Source organism: Pseudalkalibacillus decolorationis (genome assembly GCF_024609785.1).
Taxonomy (GTDB): Bacteria; Bacillota; Bacilli; order Bacillales; family Fictibacillaceae; genus Pseudalkalibacillus; species Pseudalkalibacillus decolorationis.
This window is the reverse complement of record NZ_JANHJQ010000004.1, coordinates 111,071-129,591: the sequence shown is the minus strand read 5'-3', so window position 1 is coordinate 129,591 and position 18,521 is coordinate 111,071. Positions and strand designations below refer to the sequence as shown.

The following is an 18,521-nucleotide window of genomic DNA, read 5'->3' as shown; positions in this document are numbered from 1 at the left end:
TTTTTCGCAAGAAAGAAAGTATATAATGATTTTAAAGAAACTAAATAATCGATAGGTGAGGTAAACTGTATGTCTGAACAAGCTTATGTTAAAGTAGTTCGTGGAAATGAGTTTTATGCTTTGCTTCGTAAATATCAAATAATCATTGATGGTGAACAAGTTGGAGAAATTCCGAGAGCAAAAGAGATGGTATTTGATGTAAATCCAGGTGTGCATACGATTAGTAGTAAAATCGATTGGGTAGAAAGCGAAACAGTTGAGTTTGAACTAACTCATGGAGAAACCATTGCTTTTCGGTTTACTGGAAAAGGCTTAAATGCCTTCGTAACGTTAATCAGTTAATCAGTCGATAACGATGGAATAAAATAACCCCTTTGAAAAACTTGAGGGTATAAACTATAATAGTAAAAAACTTAAATAAGGCTAGTGATATTACAAATGGATAAAAAAGAAATAGAAGTATTACAAATACTAGAAAAAGATGCAAAAACAACTACTGAAATGATTGCAAAAATGGTTGATTTAACGATTGATGAAACAAGTAGTATTGTAAAAAGACTGGAAGAAAACAAAGTCATATTAGGGCATTCTACGCTTATTGATTGGAGTAAGGTGTCTGGAAATGACGGTGTAACTGCAATGATAGATGTAAAAGTAACGCCAATAAGAGGGGTTGGCTTTGATAAAGTGGCAGAACGAATTTACAGATTCCCTGAGGTGAAAGCTGTTTATTTAATGTCGGGTGCATATGATTTATCCGTGTCTATTGAGGGAAAAACAATGGCTGAAATCGGGCGCTTTATATCAGAGAAATTATCAACGCTAGACTCGGTCGTTTCAACGACTACCCACTTTATTTTAAAGAAATATAAGCACGATGGGGTTGTGTTTGATGAAGGGGAAGACGATAGAAGAATTGTGGTGACCCCATGAAACTAGGAGGAACACAATCTTATGAAACATACTTATCAGACACTGTTAAACAATTAAAACCTTCAGGTATACGACGTTTTTTTGATTTAGCTTCAAAAATGGAACATGTCATTTCACTTGGAGTAGGTGAACCAGACTTTGTTACACCTTGGAATGTGATTGAAGCAAGCTATCACTCATTAGAACGTGGTTATACGGCATATACGGCTAATGCTGGATTAATAGAATTACGAGTCGAAATTAAAAACTATTTAGAGAAGTTCTTTGATGTCGATTATGACGCGGAGGAAGAGATTTTAATTACTGTTGGAGCAAGTCAGGCGATTGACCTAGCTTTACGCGCTATTGTTAATCCTGGTGATGAAGTGATTATCGTCGAACCCAGCTTTGTTTCTTACGGGCCCTCTGTTTCCCTTGCAGGTGGAGTTCCTGTATCGATCAATACGCGTAGTGAAAATGAGTTCAAATTACAGCCTGATGAACTGGAAAAAAGTATAACATCAAAAACAAAAGCAATTATTTTATGCAATCCTAATAATCCTACTGGAACGGCCCTTACAAAGGTAGAATTAGAACAAATTGCACAACTCATAGATAAACATGATTTGGTTGTACTATCTGATGAAATTTACGCGGAATTGACTTATGACTATAATCCGACAAGCTTTTCCTCAATTGAGAAAATGCGTGAACGAACCATATTAATTTCTGGTTTTTCTAAAGCCTTTGCAATGACAGGTTGGCGCTTAGGCTTTGCGGTAGGACCTAAAGAAATCATTCGCAGTATGTTAAAGATTCACCAATACACAATGATGTGTGCGCCTACAATGGCCCAACACGGTGCGTTAGAGGCTTTAAGGAACGGGAGAGAAAGTATTAATCAAATGAAACAGAGCTACAGACAAAGGCGGAACTATATGGTGAAGTCTTTTAACGAAATCGGACTTTCTTGTGACCTGCCTGGAGGTGCATTTTATGTATTTCCTTCTATTAAAGAAACGGGCTTAACGTCTGAACAATTTGCCGAACAACTACTTGTTTCCGAGCAAGTTGCCGTTGTTCCTGGGAATGTATTTGGAGAAAGTGGAGAAGGACATATTCGTTGTTCCTATGCCGCTTCGATGGAAAAGTTACAAGAAGCAATGAATCGTATCGAAAAATTCATTAATAATCTCTGAGATTAACGACCCTTCCAATTTTTAACGAAATCACATATAATGGGTTTAGAACAACCTAAGGAGGTATCTAATTTAGAAATCATGAAGTCCTAACACTTATTTCGCTAAATTAATACGAAAAAGTGGCTCTGCCTGTAGTCAGAGTGATGGGATAAGTGTGCCTAAATTAGATCAACAAAAATTTTTCTGCTCGTATAAGTTTATTTGCCTGTTCCTTATGGTGAATGCTTTCACGTGTGGTTTATCCTTTCATCGTTAACACAGGCAGCGGCCTGTGTTTTTTTTACATTTAAACGGATGTTCAAAAAGTCCGGGAAACATTGCTTTCGAATTTCTTCGTTGCGTTGCCACTTTGGTCCTCACGTAGTAATTTATCTACGCTCCGGTCCTCGTGGCTACCGCGCCTTGAACTTCTCGGCTCTGTTTGTCCTCCTTTTTGAACGCAGAGTTAAACGGATGTTCAAAAGGTAACCAAGTTTCGGCTAGTTTTGAACATGTATTGTAATCGGTGGAGGGATTCTATGTTATTTTTAAAAGCTGAGAATATAGCCGTTGAAGTGAATGGGAATGTTCTGTTCGAAAATGCTTCAATCGAAGTCCGTGAAGGAGACCATATTGCCTTAATTGGTAAAAATGGAATCGGAAAAACAACCTTGATCAATTGCTTGATTGGAAACCAGCACATCACGAAGGGTAAAATTAAAAACCAACTTAAACCTCAAGAATGGGGATGGATGAAACAGGACGCTACCATACATGAACAGCTGACAACTCGAGAATTTGTCGAACTCGAGAACCCAATACTTTCTAGGCTTAAAGAACAACTTAAGAACGCTGAACGGATGCTAAGTGAAAGTCCAGATGATGAAAAGGCTATGGCTGTTTATAATAATTGTTTGCAACGTTATATGGATAGCAACGGTTTTGAGTGGGAGGCGGTTGTTGAAAAGCATCTTGGACAACTGGGAATTTCAGCAGAACTGTGGACAATTTCGTTCGAAAACTTAAGTGGTGGTCAAAAGACTAGAGCTAAATTGGCTCGGGCGATGCTTAATAATCCGAAAATACTTGTGTTAGATGAACCGACGAATCACCTTGATGTTGAATCGATGGAATGGTTAGCTGAATGGATTAATCAATTTAAGGGTGCGGTTTTGTTTATATCTCACGACCGGGCATTCATTGATCAAGTAGCGGGAACAACCTACGAGTTAACTGAAAACGGAACGACAAAATACGATGGAGGTTACTCGTCTTATCAATTGCAAAAGGAACATGATCAAAAGACACAACTCGCCCTGTATCAGAAGCAGGAATCTGAAAAAAAGAAGCTATTAGAATCGATATCGAGCTACAGGCAGTGGTTCAAAAAGGCCCATGATGCAGCAGGTGCGCGGGACCCTTTTGCTAAGAAAAAGGCGAATAAAAACATGACTCGCTTTAAGGCGAAAGAAATGGCTCTAGAACGTCTTGAAAATAATCGTGTTGATAAGCCAAAGGAGAGTCCAAAGCTTAATGTAGAATTAGAGGGTCACGGGTTTTCAAGTCGAATGATGGTAACGTTTTCGGATGTTTGTTTTTCTTTTTCAAAAGAACGACAACTGTTTGAATCCATCTCTTTTTCAATTGAGCGTGGAGATCGTATTGCAGTTGTTGGGCGCAATGGTTCTGGGAAAACAACGCTTTTAAACTTGATTACAGGCCAACTGATGCCGGATGAAGGTAAGGTTCTCCAGCATCCGAGGCTTCGGGTAGGGTATTTTATGCAGGAATTAGAAGGCCTTGACCCAACCTTGACAGTACTGGATCAAGTGTTAGAGCTACCAAGCATGACCCAGTCTGAGGCGAGAACGATCCTTGCCTGTTTCCTTTTTCGTGGTGATGCTGTTTATAAAAGGATTAGTGATTTAAGCATGGGTGAGCGATGTCGCGTCGCATTTGTGAAGCTTTACTTTTCAGAGGCAAATTTACTTGTACTTGATGAGCCGACCAACTATCTTGATATTGAAACGAGAGAGCGTATTGAAGATGCTTTGTCTTTGTATCCAGGTGCAGTTGTGACGGTATCTCATGACCCTTATATGCTCGGAAAAGTAGCAAATCGTGTGGTTGCACTCAGTGAAGGTGAATTTATCGATTACCGTGGATCGTACTCAGAATGGAAAAGTCATAGACAAATCCCAAATGATGAGCAACAGATTCAGAATGAACAAGAACGGCTTCAGCTGCAACTTGCGAACTTATTAACAGAAGAAATTTCTGATGATGTAGACATACAAGCTCGATACCAGGAGCGGATAAAAGACTTAAAGGCTCGAATAAGTGAACTTGAACAAACGTAGAACGTGATAGAATAGGTGGGGAACAAGAGTCGAGTACAATCATTGCTCGATTTTTGTTCCACGTTAAGAACGTATAAACATACTTTCTAGATATTAACGTACCCTTCTTCTAAAAAGAGTTGGACGAACTTTGCCTTTCGGTTTAGCGATACGATACGATTCAGGTTCTTTCTTTTTCCTTACTTCTGTTTTGAATGCCTTTAACAGTGCATATGACATGAAAAGAAGGACAATTCCGAGCGGAAAGGCACTAATGATGATGACGGACTGGAACCCTTGTAACCCGCCAGATGCCATAAGGACAGCAGCAGATGCTGATAAAATCAAACCAAGGATAACTTTTACAATATTCGGCGGGTCTAAGCTACCATAGGTTGTTTGCATTCCTAAAACGAATGTAGCGGAATCCGCAGATGTGACGAAAAAGGTTAAGATCAACATCAAGGTGATCACAATCATCACAATGGTGAGAGGGAGATGCTGATACACATAAAATAATGCCGTTTCAAGATTTTGTCCTGAAACATCTAGGCCTAAGTTGTACTCCATGAAGATTCCAGTTCCACCAAACACAGCGAACCATATTGCACACACAAGAGTTGGAATGATTAATACAGCAGTAATGAATTCTCTGACGGTCCTTCCTTTGGAAACCCGTGCAATGAAGGTTCCAACAAATGGCGCCCAAGCGATCCACCAAGCCCAGTAGAATATCGTCCAATTTTGAAGCCACGTTGCATTTTGTTCATTAAATGGTGCAAGGCGCATACCCATATACGCAAGATTTTGGACATATCCACCAAAAGTAGTAGTGAAGAGATCGAGAACAAATACGGTTGGAGCAATGATAATAAACAATATAAAGAGAACAACAGCAAGACCAAGATTCGCGTTGCTCAGCCATTTGATACCTCGTTTAATACCAGTAGCCGCAGAGGCAAGAAACAGTACCGTCACTAAGACTATGATGAGGAGCTGAATTGAAAAGTTGTTTGGAATACCGGTTAGAAAGCTGAGACCGCCGTTAATTTGTGCCGCTCCTAATCCTAATGAAGCGGAAACGCCAAATATGGTTGCAATAACAGCGATAACATCAATGATCTTTCCAATTAACCCCTTTGCTCGTTCCCCAAGAATCGGATAAAGAGTTGCACTCATAAGACCAGGGTACCCTTTTCTAAACTTATAGTAAGCGAGTGCTAATGCAACGATCGCATAAATAGCCCAAGCGTGAAAACCCCAGTGCAGGTATGTATACTGCAGAGCAAGCTTTGCGGATTGAATTGTTCCTCCTTCCCCATAAGGAGGGTTTGAAAAGTGAGAGATTGGTTCTGAAACACCAAAAAAGAGAAGACCAATTCCCATGCCTGCACTAAATAACATTGCAAACCATGTTGGACGGCTAAATTCAGGCTTATCTTCATCCTTACCCAATTTTATTTTTCCGTATCGACTAAAGATAAGAAAAAGCGCAAAGATCAGAAAAAAAGTAGCCGAGATCTGATAGAACCAACCAAATCTTTTCATAAAGAAGGCTTGAGTATTGCTCATGACCTCAATAAGGTTTTGAGGTGCTAGGGCGCCCCATATAACAAAACCAATCGATATTACGATGGAAATCCAAAATACGCTAGATACTTTTTTCATTGAATATCCCCCAAATGATTTGTTTTAGCTGAGACGTTAATCTATTCTAGACCTTCTTAGCTTGTAGGATGAATAACCGTTGCCAAAGCACTGCTTGAACCAGTCTAAGAAAAGCGGAAGCGCCCTGTTCAGGTGTGACAAGCGCTGGAGATTCTGTAGCACAACACGCTTTTTGTGTTTGTGGAAGAATCGAAGCGACCTCGAACACCTGGGCGCTGAAGCTAGACATTACATCCATGCCGCAAACTTTTATACTTTCTTTACTCTAAAAAAAAGGTTTAATCGAGATTCAGCTTCTTTAACGGGCGTTCCGCTGGTCCTTCAATCACATCTCCATCAAATGTATATCTTGAGCCATGACAAGGACAGTCCCACGTACGATCACCGGAGTTCCATTCACATTCACAGCCAAGATGGCTGCAAGTTGTATCAACAATATGAAGCTTTCCGCTCAAATCTTTGTAAGCACCAGCGCGTTTACCACTGACCTTCACTACGGACCCCTCATCTGTTTCCAACTCTTCAACCTTCTTAGGGGCCATTTCAATTTTTCCAGAGATTAAGTGACTGGCAACATCAGCGTTTTGGATTAAGAAGTTTTTTACACTCGGATCTGCAATAAATCTAGATGGGGTGTAAAGATCTTTGTACGCATTTTGTCTTCTCATGATCTGATCAGAAATGAGACGTGCAGCAACGGTGCTTGACGTCATTCCCCATTTTTTATAACCAGTAGCTACAAATATATTTTCCTCCTTCGAGCTGATTTCTCCGATATATGGGATTTTATCAAGTGTGACTAAGTCTTGAGTCGACCATCTATAAGGGAACGATTTAATCCCGAGTACGTTACCTCCCCATTCCTGTAATGCTTCGTAATGCCTCATTGTGTTGATTCCTTGTCCGGTTTTGTGACTTTCTCCCCCAATCAAAATCAATTTCCCACCTCTATACGGTGTTGATCGGAGTGAGCGCGTAGGATTATCGACACTTAAGTACATTCCTCCAGGGTATTGCTGGTCCGTTTCAACCCCAATTACGTAGGATCTTTCTGCATGCATTCTTGTAAAATAAAAGCTTAGCCTATCATAAAAAGGAAAGTGGGAACAGGAGACAACGAAATTGCATGTCACTCGAAACCCATCTCTTGTTATTACAATGGGTTTAGCACCGGTCTGGACATCAATTGCTGTTGTATTTTCGAAGATCAAACCGCCTGCAGCTGTAATTTCTTCAATCATTGGTAGTAAGTATTTAATTGGATGGAATTGAGCCTGGTCTTTCATGACAAGCGCAGATACAGCTCCGGCTTGGAATGGGATCGAGCTTTTTGTTTCTCCTTTAATGCCAAGCTTCTGATAGGCGTTCCATTCTTTTTCGAGTTTTGTTTTAGAAGCCTGGGTTGTTCCGTAAAGGAAAGCATCCTCTGTGCTAAAATCACAATCAATGCCCTTTTCATTTACGGTTTGTTGAATGAACTGGATTGCTTCTGTGTTGGAGTAGTAGTATTGTTTCGCTTTTTCAACACCGACATGTTGAATCAGTTCATCATAGATAAGGTCATGTTGAGCAGTGATTTTTGCAGTTGTATGTCCGGTTGTGCCGTTGAATATCTTTCCTGCATCTACGATAGCTACCTTTAACCCCTCTTTAGAAAGCAGATACGCAGTTGTAATCCCAGAGATACCGGCTCCGATAATCGCAACATCTACATTTTGATCTCCATTTAAAGAATCAAAGGATGGTAAGTTAACTCCGTCTCTCCAATAAGGCTCTGGATATTGTGGCATTCTATGTTGATCATTCATAATAATCCTCCTCATTTCACCTATCTATAGATAATTTTACCAAAAGAGTGATATTCATGTATGAAATGGAAAAGAAAAAGAGAAATAGGGGTACGGAAACGATTCGCGGATTTGAGGACCACATGTGAAAATATTTCCAACTTCTGCGTGACTGGCCTCTTTTATATTTCTCTGCCAATTTCCTGTACAAAGCAGATCTTCCGTCCAATTTTGTAGTAAAGATTTGTTAGGTACTTAGGTACTACGATTTTATTACGAATTTTCCCATATTAAATTTTCTCTTATTGAATATATAACCACTTGATTTTCAAGAATATGGAACTTTGGTTGAACAACCTAATGGACGTTTTTAACTAACTATATCGAAAAACAACATTATTTGTGTTTAAACGACATTATTTTTAATTATTAAGAAGAATTTGTTAGGGACAAAAAGATAGGTCATTTGCCTAATTGATATGTTTGGGTATTACTGTAAAAATTGCATTGTATCAAAATAAGAGGGAGAGTGAATGGTTTGAAAAAATTGTTATCTGGTTTTGTAACAATGCTAGTATTTGTTCTTGTTGCTTCTACCGCGTCAGCTTCAAGTGATACTGTTGTGAATACTAAAGCTGAATCAGAAAAAGTTTATACGATCGAATCGTTCTATTATTTAAATGTGGATGGAAAAGATGTGGATGCCAAGTCCAAAGTGAATACCCTATCAAACAATAACATTAAAGTAACCATGGTCCTGCCTAAACAGAATAAAAATGGTGATTGGTTGGCGTATGGATTTACGAGCATGGAAGATTTGCAGGCATTTATCGAAAAAGATAAACAGAGACTTCAAAATAACAACAAATTCAAGATCATGGGCTCCGGCACTTGCTGTACGGATTTCTATGAGTATAAAAATAAAGGCGGGCAGTACATCTATTGGAGAGACGGGTTTAAAAACTTGCCTTCCAGCTGGAATGACAGAATTTCCTCTTTAAGTACGGCGTCACCTTCTGCAAGCTATTCGACGACGCTTTGGCAGCATACTTCCTATCAAGGGTATGGCAGAGGAGTCTTATTCAGACACTCCGATTGGTATGGTAAAACTGCCAATATGGCTTCGGATTGGAACAACGTGGCTTCGGCGATCGATATCAATTATTAATGGGAGTTTGTCAATGACCGGGTGAAGGACTTTCAAAATTACTATTCTCTCATCCATTTAGAAGGAATGGGAGAATAGTGATTTTTATTGTAAAAAGGGTAGAGAAATTTAATATATGAACAACATGAAACATACCATAAAAGTCACCAACAAGATTTGTGGCAATCTCAACATTTGCACTTCTTACTATTTGAAAAGCGAAATGATCTACTCCAGAGTGGAACGCTCTAGCGAACAAACCTACGATTACCAATAAGCCTCCCCACAACCCTAAACGTGGCTTCTGTACGCTAATTAACTGAACAAGCGTTAGAACAGCTGGAAATAATAAAATAATTCCGATTAAAAAAAGGCTATATGATGTGAGCATCAGATTTGGATGTGTGATATAAGCTGCTAACTGGTCAGTGAAAAAGAAATTAAATTGTATTCGAAGCAAAGCAGATATAACTAACAGGATAGGGGCTATTATTAAAGAAATACCACCTAACCATCGAGATTCTTGAAACCTAATTCCTTACAAAAATCAATAGCTGTTTGCACCAACTGCTGTCCATAACCAGCACCCCTTACATTGGGTTCAACAAGAAATAGCCTCAAACTAAGCAGTACCCTCATTAACTTTCTTAAAACTTATAGACCCACTTTGTTTTCCTTCTATTTCTAAAATCCAAATGTTTTTCTTATTATTAGACCTTTTTATAAAACCTTTTACACTATCTGCAATAAAATCTCGGAAAGATAAATCGTAATTAAACTCCCTATCGTAGAGCTCATAGTGTAAGTTAATAATGTTTGAGAAAAATGAAATAAATTAAAGAACATTAAACAACTGTTTTTTGAACACCGTTCCTTTTGCGAACGGTGTTATGTATGTTTGGAGTATTAATATTAAACAACTTTATTGTAAGTGAACACGAATCTCGCTCAGCGTTGGGAAATTCGGACTTTATGTTCCAAATATTGTCTTAATGTATTTATTCGTTAAAATGTTGGCGGTACCTCTTGTACAAGTTTCAAATAAAACAACCAAGCTAAAAATGAAGCAATCAATATTAAGTAAATTAAAGAAGATAAGTATGTAAAGGAAGAGGGAAGTTTCGTACCCCAAATACGGTTAAGAACATTTCTCTTTTAATTGTCCTTGTTAAGTTTATTATATACAAGGAATCCGAGTATGGCAGAAGTGTGAATTTTTTGATGATTTTACTTGTTTTTGGAAAAAACTGACCCTTGTCTGTTGACCGTATTTAGCTGTGCATTTATATTTTAGAAGGACTGACTAATTGGTCAATGATACAAAAAGTAAGAAGTAAAACTAGCTTAATTAATAGGGGGTAAGCTTGTATGAACGGAATCATTAACTTTTCATTAAAGAATAAATTTGCAGTATGGTTACTAACGATAATTATTACCATTGCTGGTATCTATTCTGGTATGAATATGAAGCTTGAAACGATACCAAGTATTACGACACCAATTGTAACTGTATCAACAATTTATCCTGGAGCAACGCCTGAGGAGGTTACGGAAAATGTAACCAAACCGATTGAGCAACAGGTTCAGAATTTAAATGGGGTAAGTGTTATTAACTCTACTTCCTATCACGACACTTGAGGATCTTCAGTCTCTCGAAATTCCTGCTATTCCATCCGCTGGAGGTGGAGCCCAGCCAAGTACACCTTCACAAGGCGGTAAAGGCACAACTCCTCCTACAGGTGACGGTGCAAATCAAGTGCAAGCACAACAAAGCCCTAGTATCCCAACAGTCCAGCTTAAAGAGATTGCAAACATTGAATTGGTCGGGAAAGCGGAATCAATTTCCCGCACAAACGGTAAGGAAGCGATCGGACTTAAAATTGTAAAAGGAGCGGACGCAAATACGGTTGATGTCGTCAATGCCGTTAAAGAACAAGTTAAAGAGTTTGAATCGGATGAAAAAGGACTAGAAGTTATTTCAACCTTTGACCAAGGAAGGCCAATTGAGGACTCGGTCAATACGATGTTAAGCAAAGCCTTATTTGGGGCACTCTTTGCTGTAATTATCATTCTCTTGTTTTTACGAAACATACGAACGACATTAATATCAGTAATCTCAATACCGTTATCTTTATTAATTGCAGTCCTATTATTGAATCAGATGGAGATAACACTGAACATAATGACGTTAGGTGCAATGACTGTTGCAATCGGACGAGTCGTTGATGATTCCATTGTCGTTGTTGAAAATATTTATCGACGGATGTCACTCACAGGTGAAAAGCTTAAAGGTATGGCGTTGATCAGGGAAGCGACGAAGGAAATGTTCAAGCCAATCCTGTCATCGACGATTGTTACGATTGCTGTATTTTTACCGCTAGGGCTTGTTGAAGGAATGGTTGGGGAATTGTTCTTACCGTTTGCATTGACGATTGTCTTTGCCTTGCTGGCGTCCCTACTCGTTGCGGTTACGATTGTTCCAATGATGGCACACGGAATGTTCAATAAAGGAACGAAACTTAAACACCAGCATGATGAAGAACGACCTGGAAAGCTTGCCTCAGGTTATAAACGCATTCTTGGTTGGACGCTCAATCATAAAATCATTACTTCGATCTTAGCAATTGCGATGTTTGGAGGTAGTTTAGCACTTATTCCTATCGTTGGGGTCAGCTTCTTACCTCCACAGGAAGAAAAGATGATCATTGTGACGTACAATCCAGCTCCTGGACAAACACAAGAAGATGTAGAGAAACAAGCTGAAAAAGCGGAGGATTACTTTCTTGGTCGTGAAGGGGTTCAAACTGTTCAGCTATCGGTTGGGGGAGAGAACCCAATGAGTCCTGGCAGTTCCAATCAAGCATTATTCTTTGTCGAGTATGATGATGAAACTGAAAACTTTAGCAAAGAAAAAGAACAAGTGATTACGGACATTAAAGAATTGTCATCAAAAGGTGAGTGGTCCACTCAGGATTTCTCATCTAGTGGGACGGGTAATGAAATAAAGTTATTCGCATACGGGAAAAGCCTTGAAGAGTTAAAGCCTGTCGTGTCTGAATTAAAGAGTAAGATGGAAGAAGGCGACACATTCAAAAAGGTAGACTCAAGTATCTCAGAAACATATGAAGAATATACATTGGTCGTTAACCATGACAAGCTTAGTGAGCTCGGATTAACCGCTAGTCAAATCGGAATGGCACTAAGCCCCCATCGACAGCAGCCAGCCTTAACAACGATTAAAAAGGATGGGGAAAAAGTCAATGTATATGTAGGTATTGATGAAGATACGTATAACAACATTGATGACTTGATTGAACAGACCATCCAAACGCCACTTGGATCAGAAGTTGCGATCAAGGATCTAGTTGATTTGGAGGAAGGTGACACATCCAATACTGTAACCCGGCGTGATGGGCGCATCTATGTAGAAGTGAGTGGTGTACCTACTTCTGACAATGTAGCAGAAGCATCCGCTAGTCTGAAAAAGAAAATCGAAGAGATTGATTTACCTGCAGGTGTAGAAGTGAACATGGGTGGAGTAACAGAAGACATTCAGGAATCATTTACCCAGTTGGGCTTAGCGATGCTTGCGGCGATTGCAATCGTCTACCTTGTTCTCGTTGTGACTTTTGGCGGGGCACTTGCACCATTTGCGGTCTTGTTCTCCTTACCGTTTAGTGTAATTGGTGGACTCCTTGGTCTACTTGTGGCTGGTGAAACGTTAAGTATTTCTGCGATGATCGGAGCGTTAATGCTGATTGGGATTGTTGTCACGAACGCAATTGTATTAATCGATAGGGTTATCCATAAGGAAGAGGAAGGTTTAACTACAAGAGATGCGCTATTAGAAGCGGCAGCTACTCGTTTACGCCCGATCCTGATGACAGCACTTGCGACCATTGGGGCGTTATTGCCATTAGCTTTCGGGCTTGAGGGAAGTGGATTTATCTCGAAAGGTCTCGGCGTAACCGTAATTGGTGGTTTAACAAGCTCTACATTATTAACATTAATCATTGTTCCACTTGTATATGAATTGTTAAGTAAATTTCGTCGTAAAAAGAAAGCGGATTAATACTTTTAATTGACAAGCACCTAGGATGCTGATAGCGTTGAGTCATATAATTTGTCAGCGGTTTTTATTATAAACTCTTATAAAATTACAAATACTTTTATTAGATGGTTATTACTCTATTTGGTTGCAAGGTGGGCAAGGAATCATTTGTTGCACCGCATAACCATACGGATTAACAGGACAACAGAGGGGATGATTCTCAACATGAAAGATCTTCATTCATTTGGTTGGTACGCTGCGCGAATTGCTCCACATATGCCAAAGAAGGCGTTTAAACCGGTACCTGCTCGACTTCTAGGCGGGTTAGCATATTTGCTCATCATCATCGCTAGTTTTTTCACCGTTATTTTCTTTGACTTAAATATTTGGTTAAACCTTGTCATTAGTATTGTCCTCGGTTCAAGTTTTGCTGGGATGGGTTTCTTAGGACATGAAATATTGCACGGAACTGTTGTAAGGAAGCCATGGTTGCGCGATCTACTTGGAGCTATCGCGTTTTGGCCATTAACGACTGGTCCGAAGCTGTGGAGGAAGTGGCATAACATGAACCATCACATTCATACACAGGATGAGGAAAATGACCCAGATGCATGGCCGACTTTGGAAAAATTTAAGAAAAGTCGATTTTTGAAATGGATCTACCGGATTCCGTTTTTTATACGCTCTATAGCGGAATTTGCGTTCTTAGCAGTAACGTTTACGCTGCACTCTATCCACATGTTCTGGCAATATATTAAGGACTTTAATCCGAAAAAGCGTCCAGCAGTCTGGCTTGAAGCAATATTACCATGGGCGACTTGGCTTGGATTACTTGCGTGGATCGGCTTTGAAAAGTGGTTCTTTGCATTTTTACTGCCATTGTTGATTGCGAATTTTATCGTGATGTGCTATATTTCGACAAACCATCGATTAAACCCGATTGTTCCCGTGAATGACCCGCTTGCGAACAGTTTGTCGGTCGTTACTCCAAAATGGGTTGATGTCTTACATTTCAACTTTTCTTACCATACTGAACACCATTTGTTTCCGGGAATGAACCCAAAATATTATCCAATGGTGAAAAAGCACATTAAACAAATGTGGCCGGATCGTTATCATGAGATGGGATTTGGACGAGCACTCATAGCTCTATTCAAAACACCTCGTGTCTATTACGAGAATACAGAGCTAGGTGATCCATATCACGGTAATGTGTTCGGTTCACTTGGGAATGGACTAGACCCGAATAATATCAAGGCGAGAGTATTGAAGGGTGACCAGAAACAACAATAGAAAGATTAGAAGCTGGCTCATGCTGATTGTAGCATGGGTCAGCTTTTTTTTGCATAGAGGGAAAGTTAAGTTGTTGCAAAGATGTAATGGCTAACTCCAACCCCCTTGGATCACTTTAGTCCTATTCGGCGGCGACCACATCCTCCTGTTTGTCTTCCAGGGACCTCGGAGCTACCCAGAACGTTTTTGCTTTTCTTATAGTTCAAATTTATAAGTTGAACTGGATTTAGGTGTTATCTTTTTGAGATGTATAGTGGGTATTAGATTAAGTAATGGACTATTAAGAGGAATAAATCGAAGGAACGGCAACTTAACGGATGTAAAGTTGATCCGTTACAATCCATTTAATGGGAAAGTCGAATAACGATTGAGTTGAGATGCTTTTTTGGGGGATTTAATAAGCATTAACCTCCACCCCACACATTAAATCAAGCAGGGAATGTGTTTTATCAACCACGAATTGTGTTAAATCGATCACGGATGGTGTTATATCGACCACGAATCCAATATTTCGACCACAGATTGAATTATATCGACCACGCATAGTAAAATGGTCCCGATTTCATTTCCCCCTGATGAAAAAATTTTAAACTCCTTATGTACAAGAAAACGAACGGATCTTCATATGTTTGGACCGGGCTTCCTTAGGGGCCTTACAGTGACCTTCGGGGCTGAGCAGGGCGTTTACGCTTTTCTTACACGTTAAGAAAGTATAAAATACTTTCTATAGTATAAGCGCAACTAAGGGATCGCCTGCGCTAAAGCTTGGCGCCTAGCCAAGTTTTCTTTACAGGATAAATAAGTGTTTTTGTTGTAATCTAATATAAGGATGTATATAGTTTAGGGTAACTAAAAACCCATCAAAAGGAGAAATACATGTACGAATCAACTCTATTTACCATTATGTTAATAATTGTACTAGGTATAGGTTCTCAATGGCTGTCATGGCGTTTTGGGATGCCGGCTATTGTTATTATGACCGTTTCAGGTTTAGTCGCTGGTCCGTTTTTAGGGTTAATTAATCCTGCTGAAGACTTTGGGAACCTTTTTAATACAGTAATTACAGCTGCTGTTGCCATCATCTTATTTGAGGGCAGCTTAAACCTTGATTATCGAGAAATAAAAGGGTTAGGTCGTCCTATCTTTCGAATTGTAACAATCGGTGCACTGATTGCTTGGGTTCTCGGCTCGTTGGCAGCGCATTATTTGGCTGGTCTTTCATGGGCTGTAGCATCTGTCATTGGCGGATTGTTTATCGTTACGGGCCCAACTGTAATCTTACCCCTGTTAAGGCAAGCTAAGCTTAAACCTAGACCTGCTGCGATTTTAAAATGGGAAGGAATTATCGTTGATCCTTTAGGTGCATTACTTGCGGTCTTTACTTTTGAAATTATCAAATTTTTACTACTCGAAGATGTGACTGCGATTGCTTTGTTGTTATTCTTTGCTGCATCGATCTTTGCCGGATTTTTAGGATGGGCATTTGGTCGTATCGCAGGCTGGATGATGGAAAAGGGGCATGTACCTGAGTTTCTGAAATCTCCTATTGTATTTGCGTTCGTTCTTGCTTGCTTTACCTTGTCTGATGGATTGATGCACGAAACCGGACTTCTTGCGGTTACGGCGATGGGGATTACAATGGCTAACTTACACATTTCCTCAATCGATGACATGCGCCACTTTAAGGAAACCATGTCTGTCATGCTTATTTCTACCGTATTCGTAATGCTAACGGCATCTCTCTCGATGGAAACATTATTGGAGATTTTTAATTGGAGAATTATAAGCTATGTCCTATTCATGATGTTCCTCGTCCGTCCGATATCTATTTTTTTATCGACAGTCAGAACAGATCTCTCCTTGCAGGAAAAAACACTGTTAGGTTGGATTGCACCCCGTGGAATCGTTGCATTGACGGTTTCAGGTTATTTTGCTAACTCACTACTTGAGGCTGGATTTGAGGACGCTACGATTCTAACCTCCTTAACGCTTGGGCTCGTCTTTGCAACTGTATGTGCTCATGGGTTCTCAATCCGTGGATTTGCAAGTAAGCTCGGATTAGCGGTAGATGACGAGCCTGGAGTGCTTCTTGTTGGGGGTAGCGTCTTTAGTGCGAAATTTGCAGAAGTGTTAAAGGAAATGAAAATACCTGTACTGATTACCGATTCTTCTTGGGATCGACTCGTAGCAGCAAGAAATCTTGGCGTACCCCATTACCGAGGTGAAATTTTATCGGATCAAACGGACTTTCAAATCGACCTTACACCATATGAATATTTAATTGCGTCTACGGATATTGATTCTTATAACGCACTCGTGTGTAAAACATTCATCCCGTCGTTCGGGCGGACGAATATTTTCCAGTTAAGCCTGCATAATTCGCATGGAGATAACTTAATAGCACTTAAACCGACTGTTGGAGGGAATATCATCTTCCACGATGGTGCAACATGGGAAGTTCTCAACAAGAAAGTCGAAAGTGGGTATGTGTTCCGGAGAACGACGATTACTGAACAATACCCGTACGATCAATATGTAGAAGAACGAGCTTCTGATGCTGAACTACTTTTTGTTTATCGTGCATCTGGAAAATTAGAGTTCTACACTGAAGAGAATGAACTCCGCGGAGATATAGGCGATGTTATCGTGAGTCTCGGACCTCCGAATAAAGGGCAGGATCGTTTTCAAGAAAAATATAAAAGCTTATCGAGCTCAAGTTTAAAAAGTAATGGAAAAGTATATTAAAGCTAATTAAAAAAGACTGATTTATATGAGGGGTCCATCTCCTCCATTGATTTGGAGGAGATGGACCTTTTTCACACGTTAAGAAAGTATAAAAAATACTTTCTATAGTATAAGCGCAACTAAGGCGATCGCCTGCGCTAAGGCTTGGCGTTAGCCAAGTTTTCTTTATATGCTTTCGGTTTCTTTATGTATGGAAAAGGCAACCTCACGGGTGAATTAGTTTCCATTCATTTGAACATTGTATGACGAAGTTGTTGCGAAATTATGAGCAAACGGTGATCATCCGTTGACACTTGTTCTTTTGTGGTTTCAAAAGGTTTGTTCTTTGATAGGATATGGGTAAAAGAGTTTAAGTAGCAGCTAGTATGACAAAAATGCTCAATACTAAAACTAATTACACAATACAATTCAAAAATGAAAAGAGAGGAGTGTTGTGCCCAGTGAAACACAGGAAACAGCACTTGATGAAATGGCTGAGTTTGTTACCACTTGGCTTGATATTATTCTTAAGCGGCTGCAGTGAACTGACCGTGCTCGATCCGAAAGGCCCAGTCGCCCAAAATCAGAAAGATCTAATTATGTTCTCTATCATTTTCATGCTGTTGATTGTTATCGTTGTATTTGTCTTATTTACTTACATGGTGGTCAAATACAGGGACCGTCCTGGACGGGGTAACAAAGATTATGATCCTAGTCTTCATGGCAACACTCGTCTTGAAATTCTTTGGACTATTATTCCACTCATCATTATCGTTATTTTGTCGGTACCGAATGTACAGACTCTTTACGAGTTGGAAAAACCTCCGGAATCGACGAGTAATAAGGATCCGCTCGTTATTTATGCGACATCGGCTGACTGGAAATGGTTCTTTAGCTACCCTGAGCAAGACATTGAAACCGTAAATTATTTGCACATCCCGACGGACCGTGCTATTGAATTTCGAATGTCTTCGGCTGATTCAATGCAGGCGCTTTGGATTCCGGCACTTGGTGGTCAAAAGTACACCATGGCGGGTATGGAGACCAAACTTTATCTTCAGGCTGATGAACCTGGAATGTATAAGGGTCGTAATTCCAACTTCAATGGGGAAGGCTTTACGGAGCAAACATTTGAAGTGCATGCTGAAAGTGAAGAAGCATTCTCTGATTGGGTTAATGAATCACAAAATGAAGCGCCGGACTTAACTCAAGATAAATATGATGAGCTGTTAAAACCTGGACTGCTTAATGAGATGACGTTCTCGTCAACGCACTTGCAATGGGTGAATCATGGGACGATGGCGGATAAAGATTATGCGATCAAACGACATAGAGAGGCATACAAAGAGTTATTACATTTAGAAAATGGTAAAGAAGATGGCAACAATGAACATTGATCGAAGAAAGCAGGTGAAAAGG

At 39.8% G+C, this 18,521-nt stretch carries 11 protein-coding genes and 2 pseudogenes; 9 read left to right on the top strand and 4 right to left on the bottom strand.

Annotated features, from left to right (window positions below):
* Positions 1-69: 69 nt before the first annotated feature.
* The 4 genes from NON16_RS05430 (at position 70) to abc-f (ending at position 4,453) form a co-directional block, all read left to right on the top strand.
* Entirely contained in the window at positions 70-342 is a 273-nt protein-coding gene (locus NON16_RS05430) for a hypothetical protein (protein WP_257347582.1), read from the top strand.
* 96 nt (positions 343-438) lie between these two features.
* Positions 439-933 carry an Lrp/AsnC family transcriptional regulator gene (locus NON16_RS05425; RefSeq protein ID WP_257347581.1) on the top strand — a complete coding sequence of 165 codons (495 nt, stop codon included), beginning with the start codon at positions 439-441 and terminating at the stop codon, positions 931-933.
* The gene (locus NON16_RS05420) at positions 930-2,111 is read left to right on the top strand and encodes an aminotransferase (RefSeq protein WP_257347580.1); all 1,182 of its coding nucleotides are present in this window, start codon (positions 930-932) and stop codon (positions 2,109-2,111) included. The genes NON16_RS05425 and NON16_RS05420 overlap by 4 nt, the downstream gene beginning before the upstream one ends.
* Before the next feature lie 521 nt (positions 2,112-2,632).
* Positions 2,633-4,453: a ribosomal protection-like ABC-F family protein gene (abc-f, locus tag NON16_RS05415; protein WP_257347579.1), complete on the top strand. Its 1,821-nt coding sequence runs from the start codon at positions 2,633-2,635 to the stop codon at positions 4,451-4,453.
* Positions 4,454-4,546: 93 nt separating this feature from the next.
* On the opposite strand, the gene NON16_RS05410 is transcribed toward abc-f, so the two are convergent.
* Both NON16_RS05410 and NON16_RS05405 read right to left on the bottom strand, forming a co-directional pair.
* A complete protein-coding gene (locus tag NON16_RS05410) occupies positions 4,547-6,100 on the bottom strand; it encodes a glycine betaine uptake BCCT transporter (protein ID WP_257347578.1) in 1,554 nt (517 codons plus the stop codon).
* 278 nt (positions 6,101-6,378) lie between these two features.
* The gene (locus NON16_RS05405) at positions 6,379-7,908 is read right to left on the bottom strand and encodes an FAD-dependent oxidoreductase (RefSeq protein WP_257347577.1); all 1,530 of its coding nucleotides are present in this window, start codon (positions 7,906-7,908) and stop codon (positions 6,379-6,381) included.
* 547 nt (positions 7,909-8,455) lie between these two features.
* On the opposite strand from NON16_RS05405, the gene NON16_RS05400 reads away from it, so the two are divergent.
* Positions 8,456-9,055, top strand: a complete 600-nt coding sequence (locus NON16_RS05400) for a hypothetical protein (RefSeq protein WP_257347675.1) — start codon at positions 8,456-8,458, stop codon at positions 9,053-9,055.
* A 486-nt stretch (positions 9,056-9,541) separates the two neighbouring features.
* Here the strand turns inward: NON16_RS05400 and NON16_RS25570 are convergent, their stop codons facing one another.
* Together NON16_RS25570 and NON16_RS25565 are read right to left on the bottom strand one after the other, a co-directional pair.
* A complete protein-coding gene (locus NON16_RS25570; RefSeq protein WP_372508751.1) occupies positions 9,542-9,673 on the bottom strand; it encodes a GNAT family N-acetyltransferase in 132 nt (43 codons plus the stop codon).
* Positions 9,674-10,054: 381 nt separating this feature from the next.
* Positions 10,055-10,150, bottom strand: a pseudogene (locus NON16_RS25565) (DMT family transporter); the annotation flags it as partial.
* 252 nt (positions 10,151-10,402) lie between these two features.
* On the opposite strand from NON16_RS25565, the pseudogene NON16_RS05395 reads away from it, so the two are divergent.
* The 4 genes and pseudogenes from NON16_RS05395 (at position 10,403) to qoxA (ending at position 18,499) form a co-directional block, all read left to right on the top strand.
* Positions 10,403-13,106 (top strand): annotated as a pseudogene (locus tag NON16_RS05395) (efflux RND transporter permease subunit).
* A gap of 204 nt (positions 13,107-13,310) precedes the next feature.
* Positions 13,311-14,378 (top strand): Delta(10) desaturase DesB, encoded by a 1,068-nt coding sequence (gene desB, locus NON16_RS05390; protein ID WP_257347576.1) that lies wholly within the window; start codon positions 13,311-13,313, stop codon positions 14,376-14,378.
* Positions 14,379-15,254: 876 nt separating this feature from the next.
* Positions 15,255-17,123 carry a cation:proton antiporter gene (locus tag NON16_RS05385; protein WP_257347575.1) on the top strand — a complete coding sequence of 623 codons (1,869 nt, stop codon included), beginning with the start codon at positions 15,255-15,257 and terminating at the stop codon, positions 17,121-17,123.
* Between the two features lie 464 nt (positions 17,124-17,587).
* Entirely contained in the window at positions 17,588-18,499 is a 912-nt protein-coding gene (gene qoxA / locus NON16_RS05380) for a cytochrome aa3 quinol oxidase subunit II (RefSeq protein ID WP_257347674.1), read from the top strand.
* The last annotated feature ends 22 nt before the right edge of the window (positions 18,500-18,521 follow it).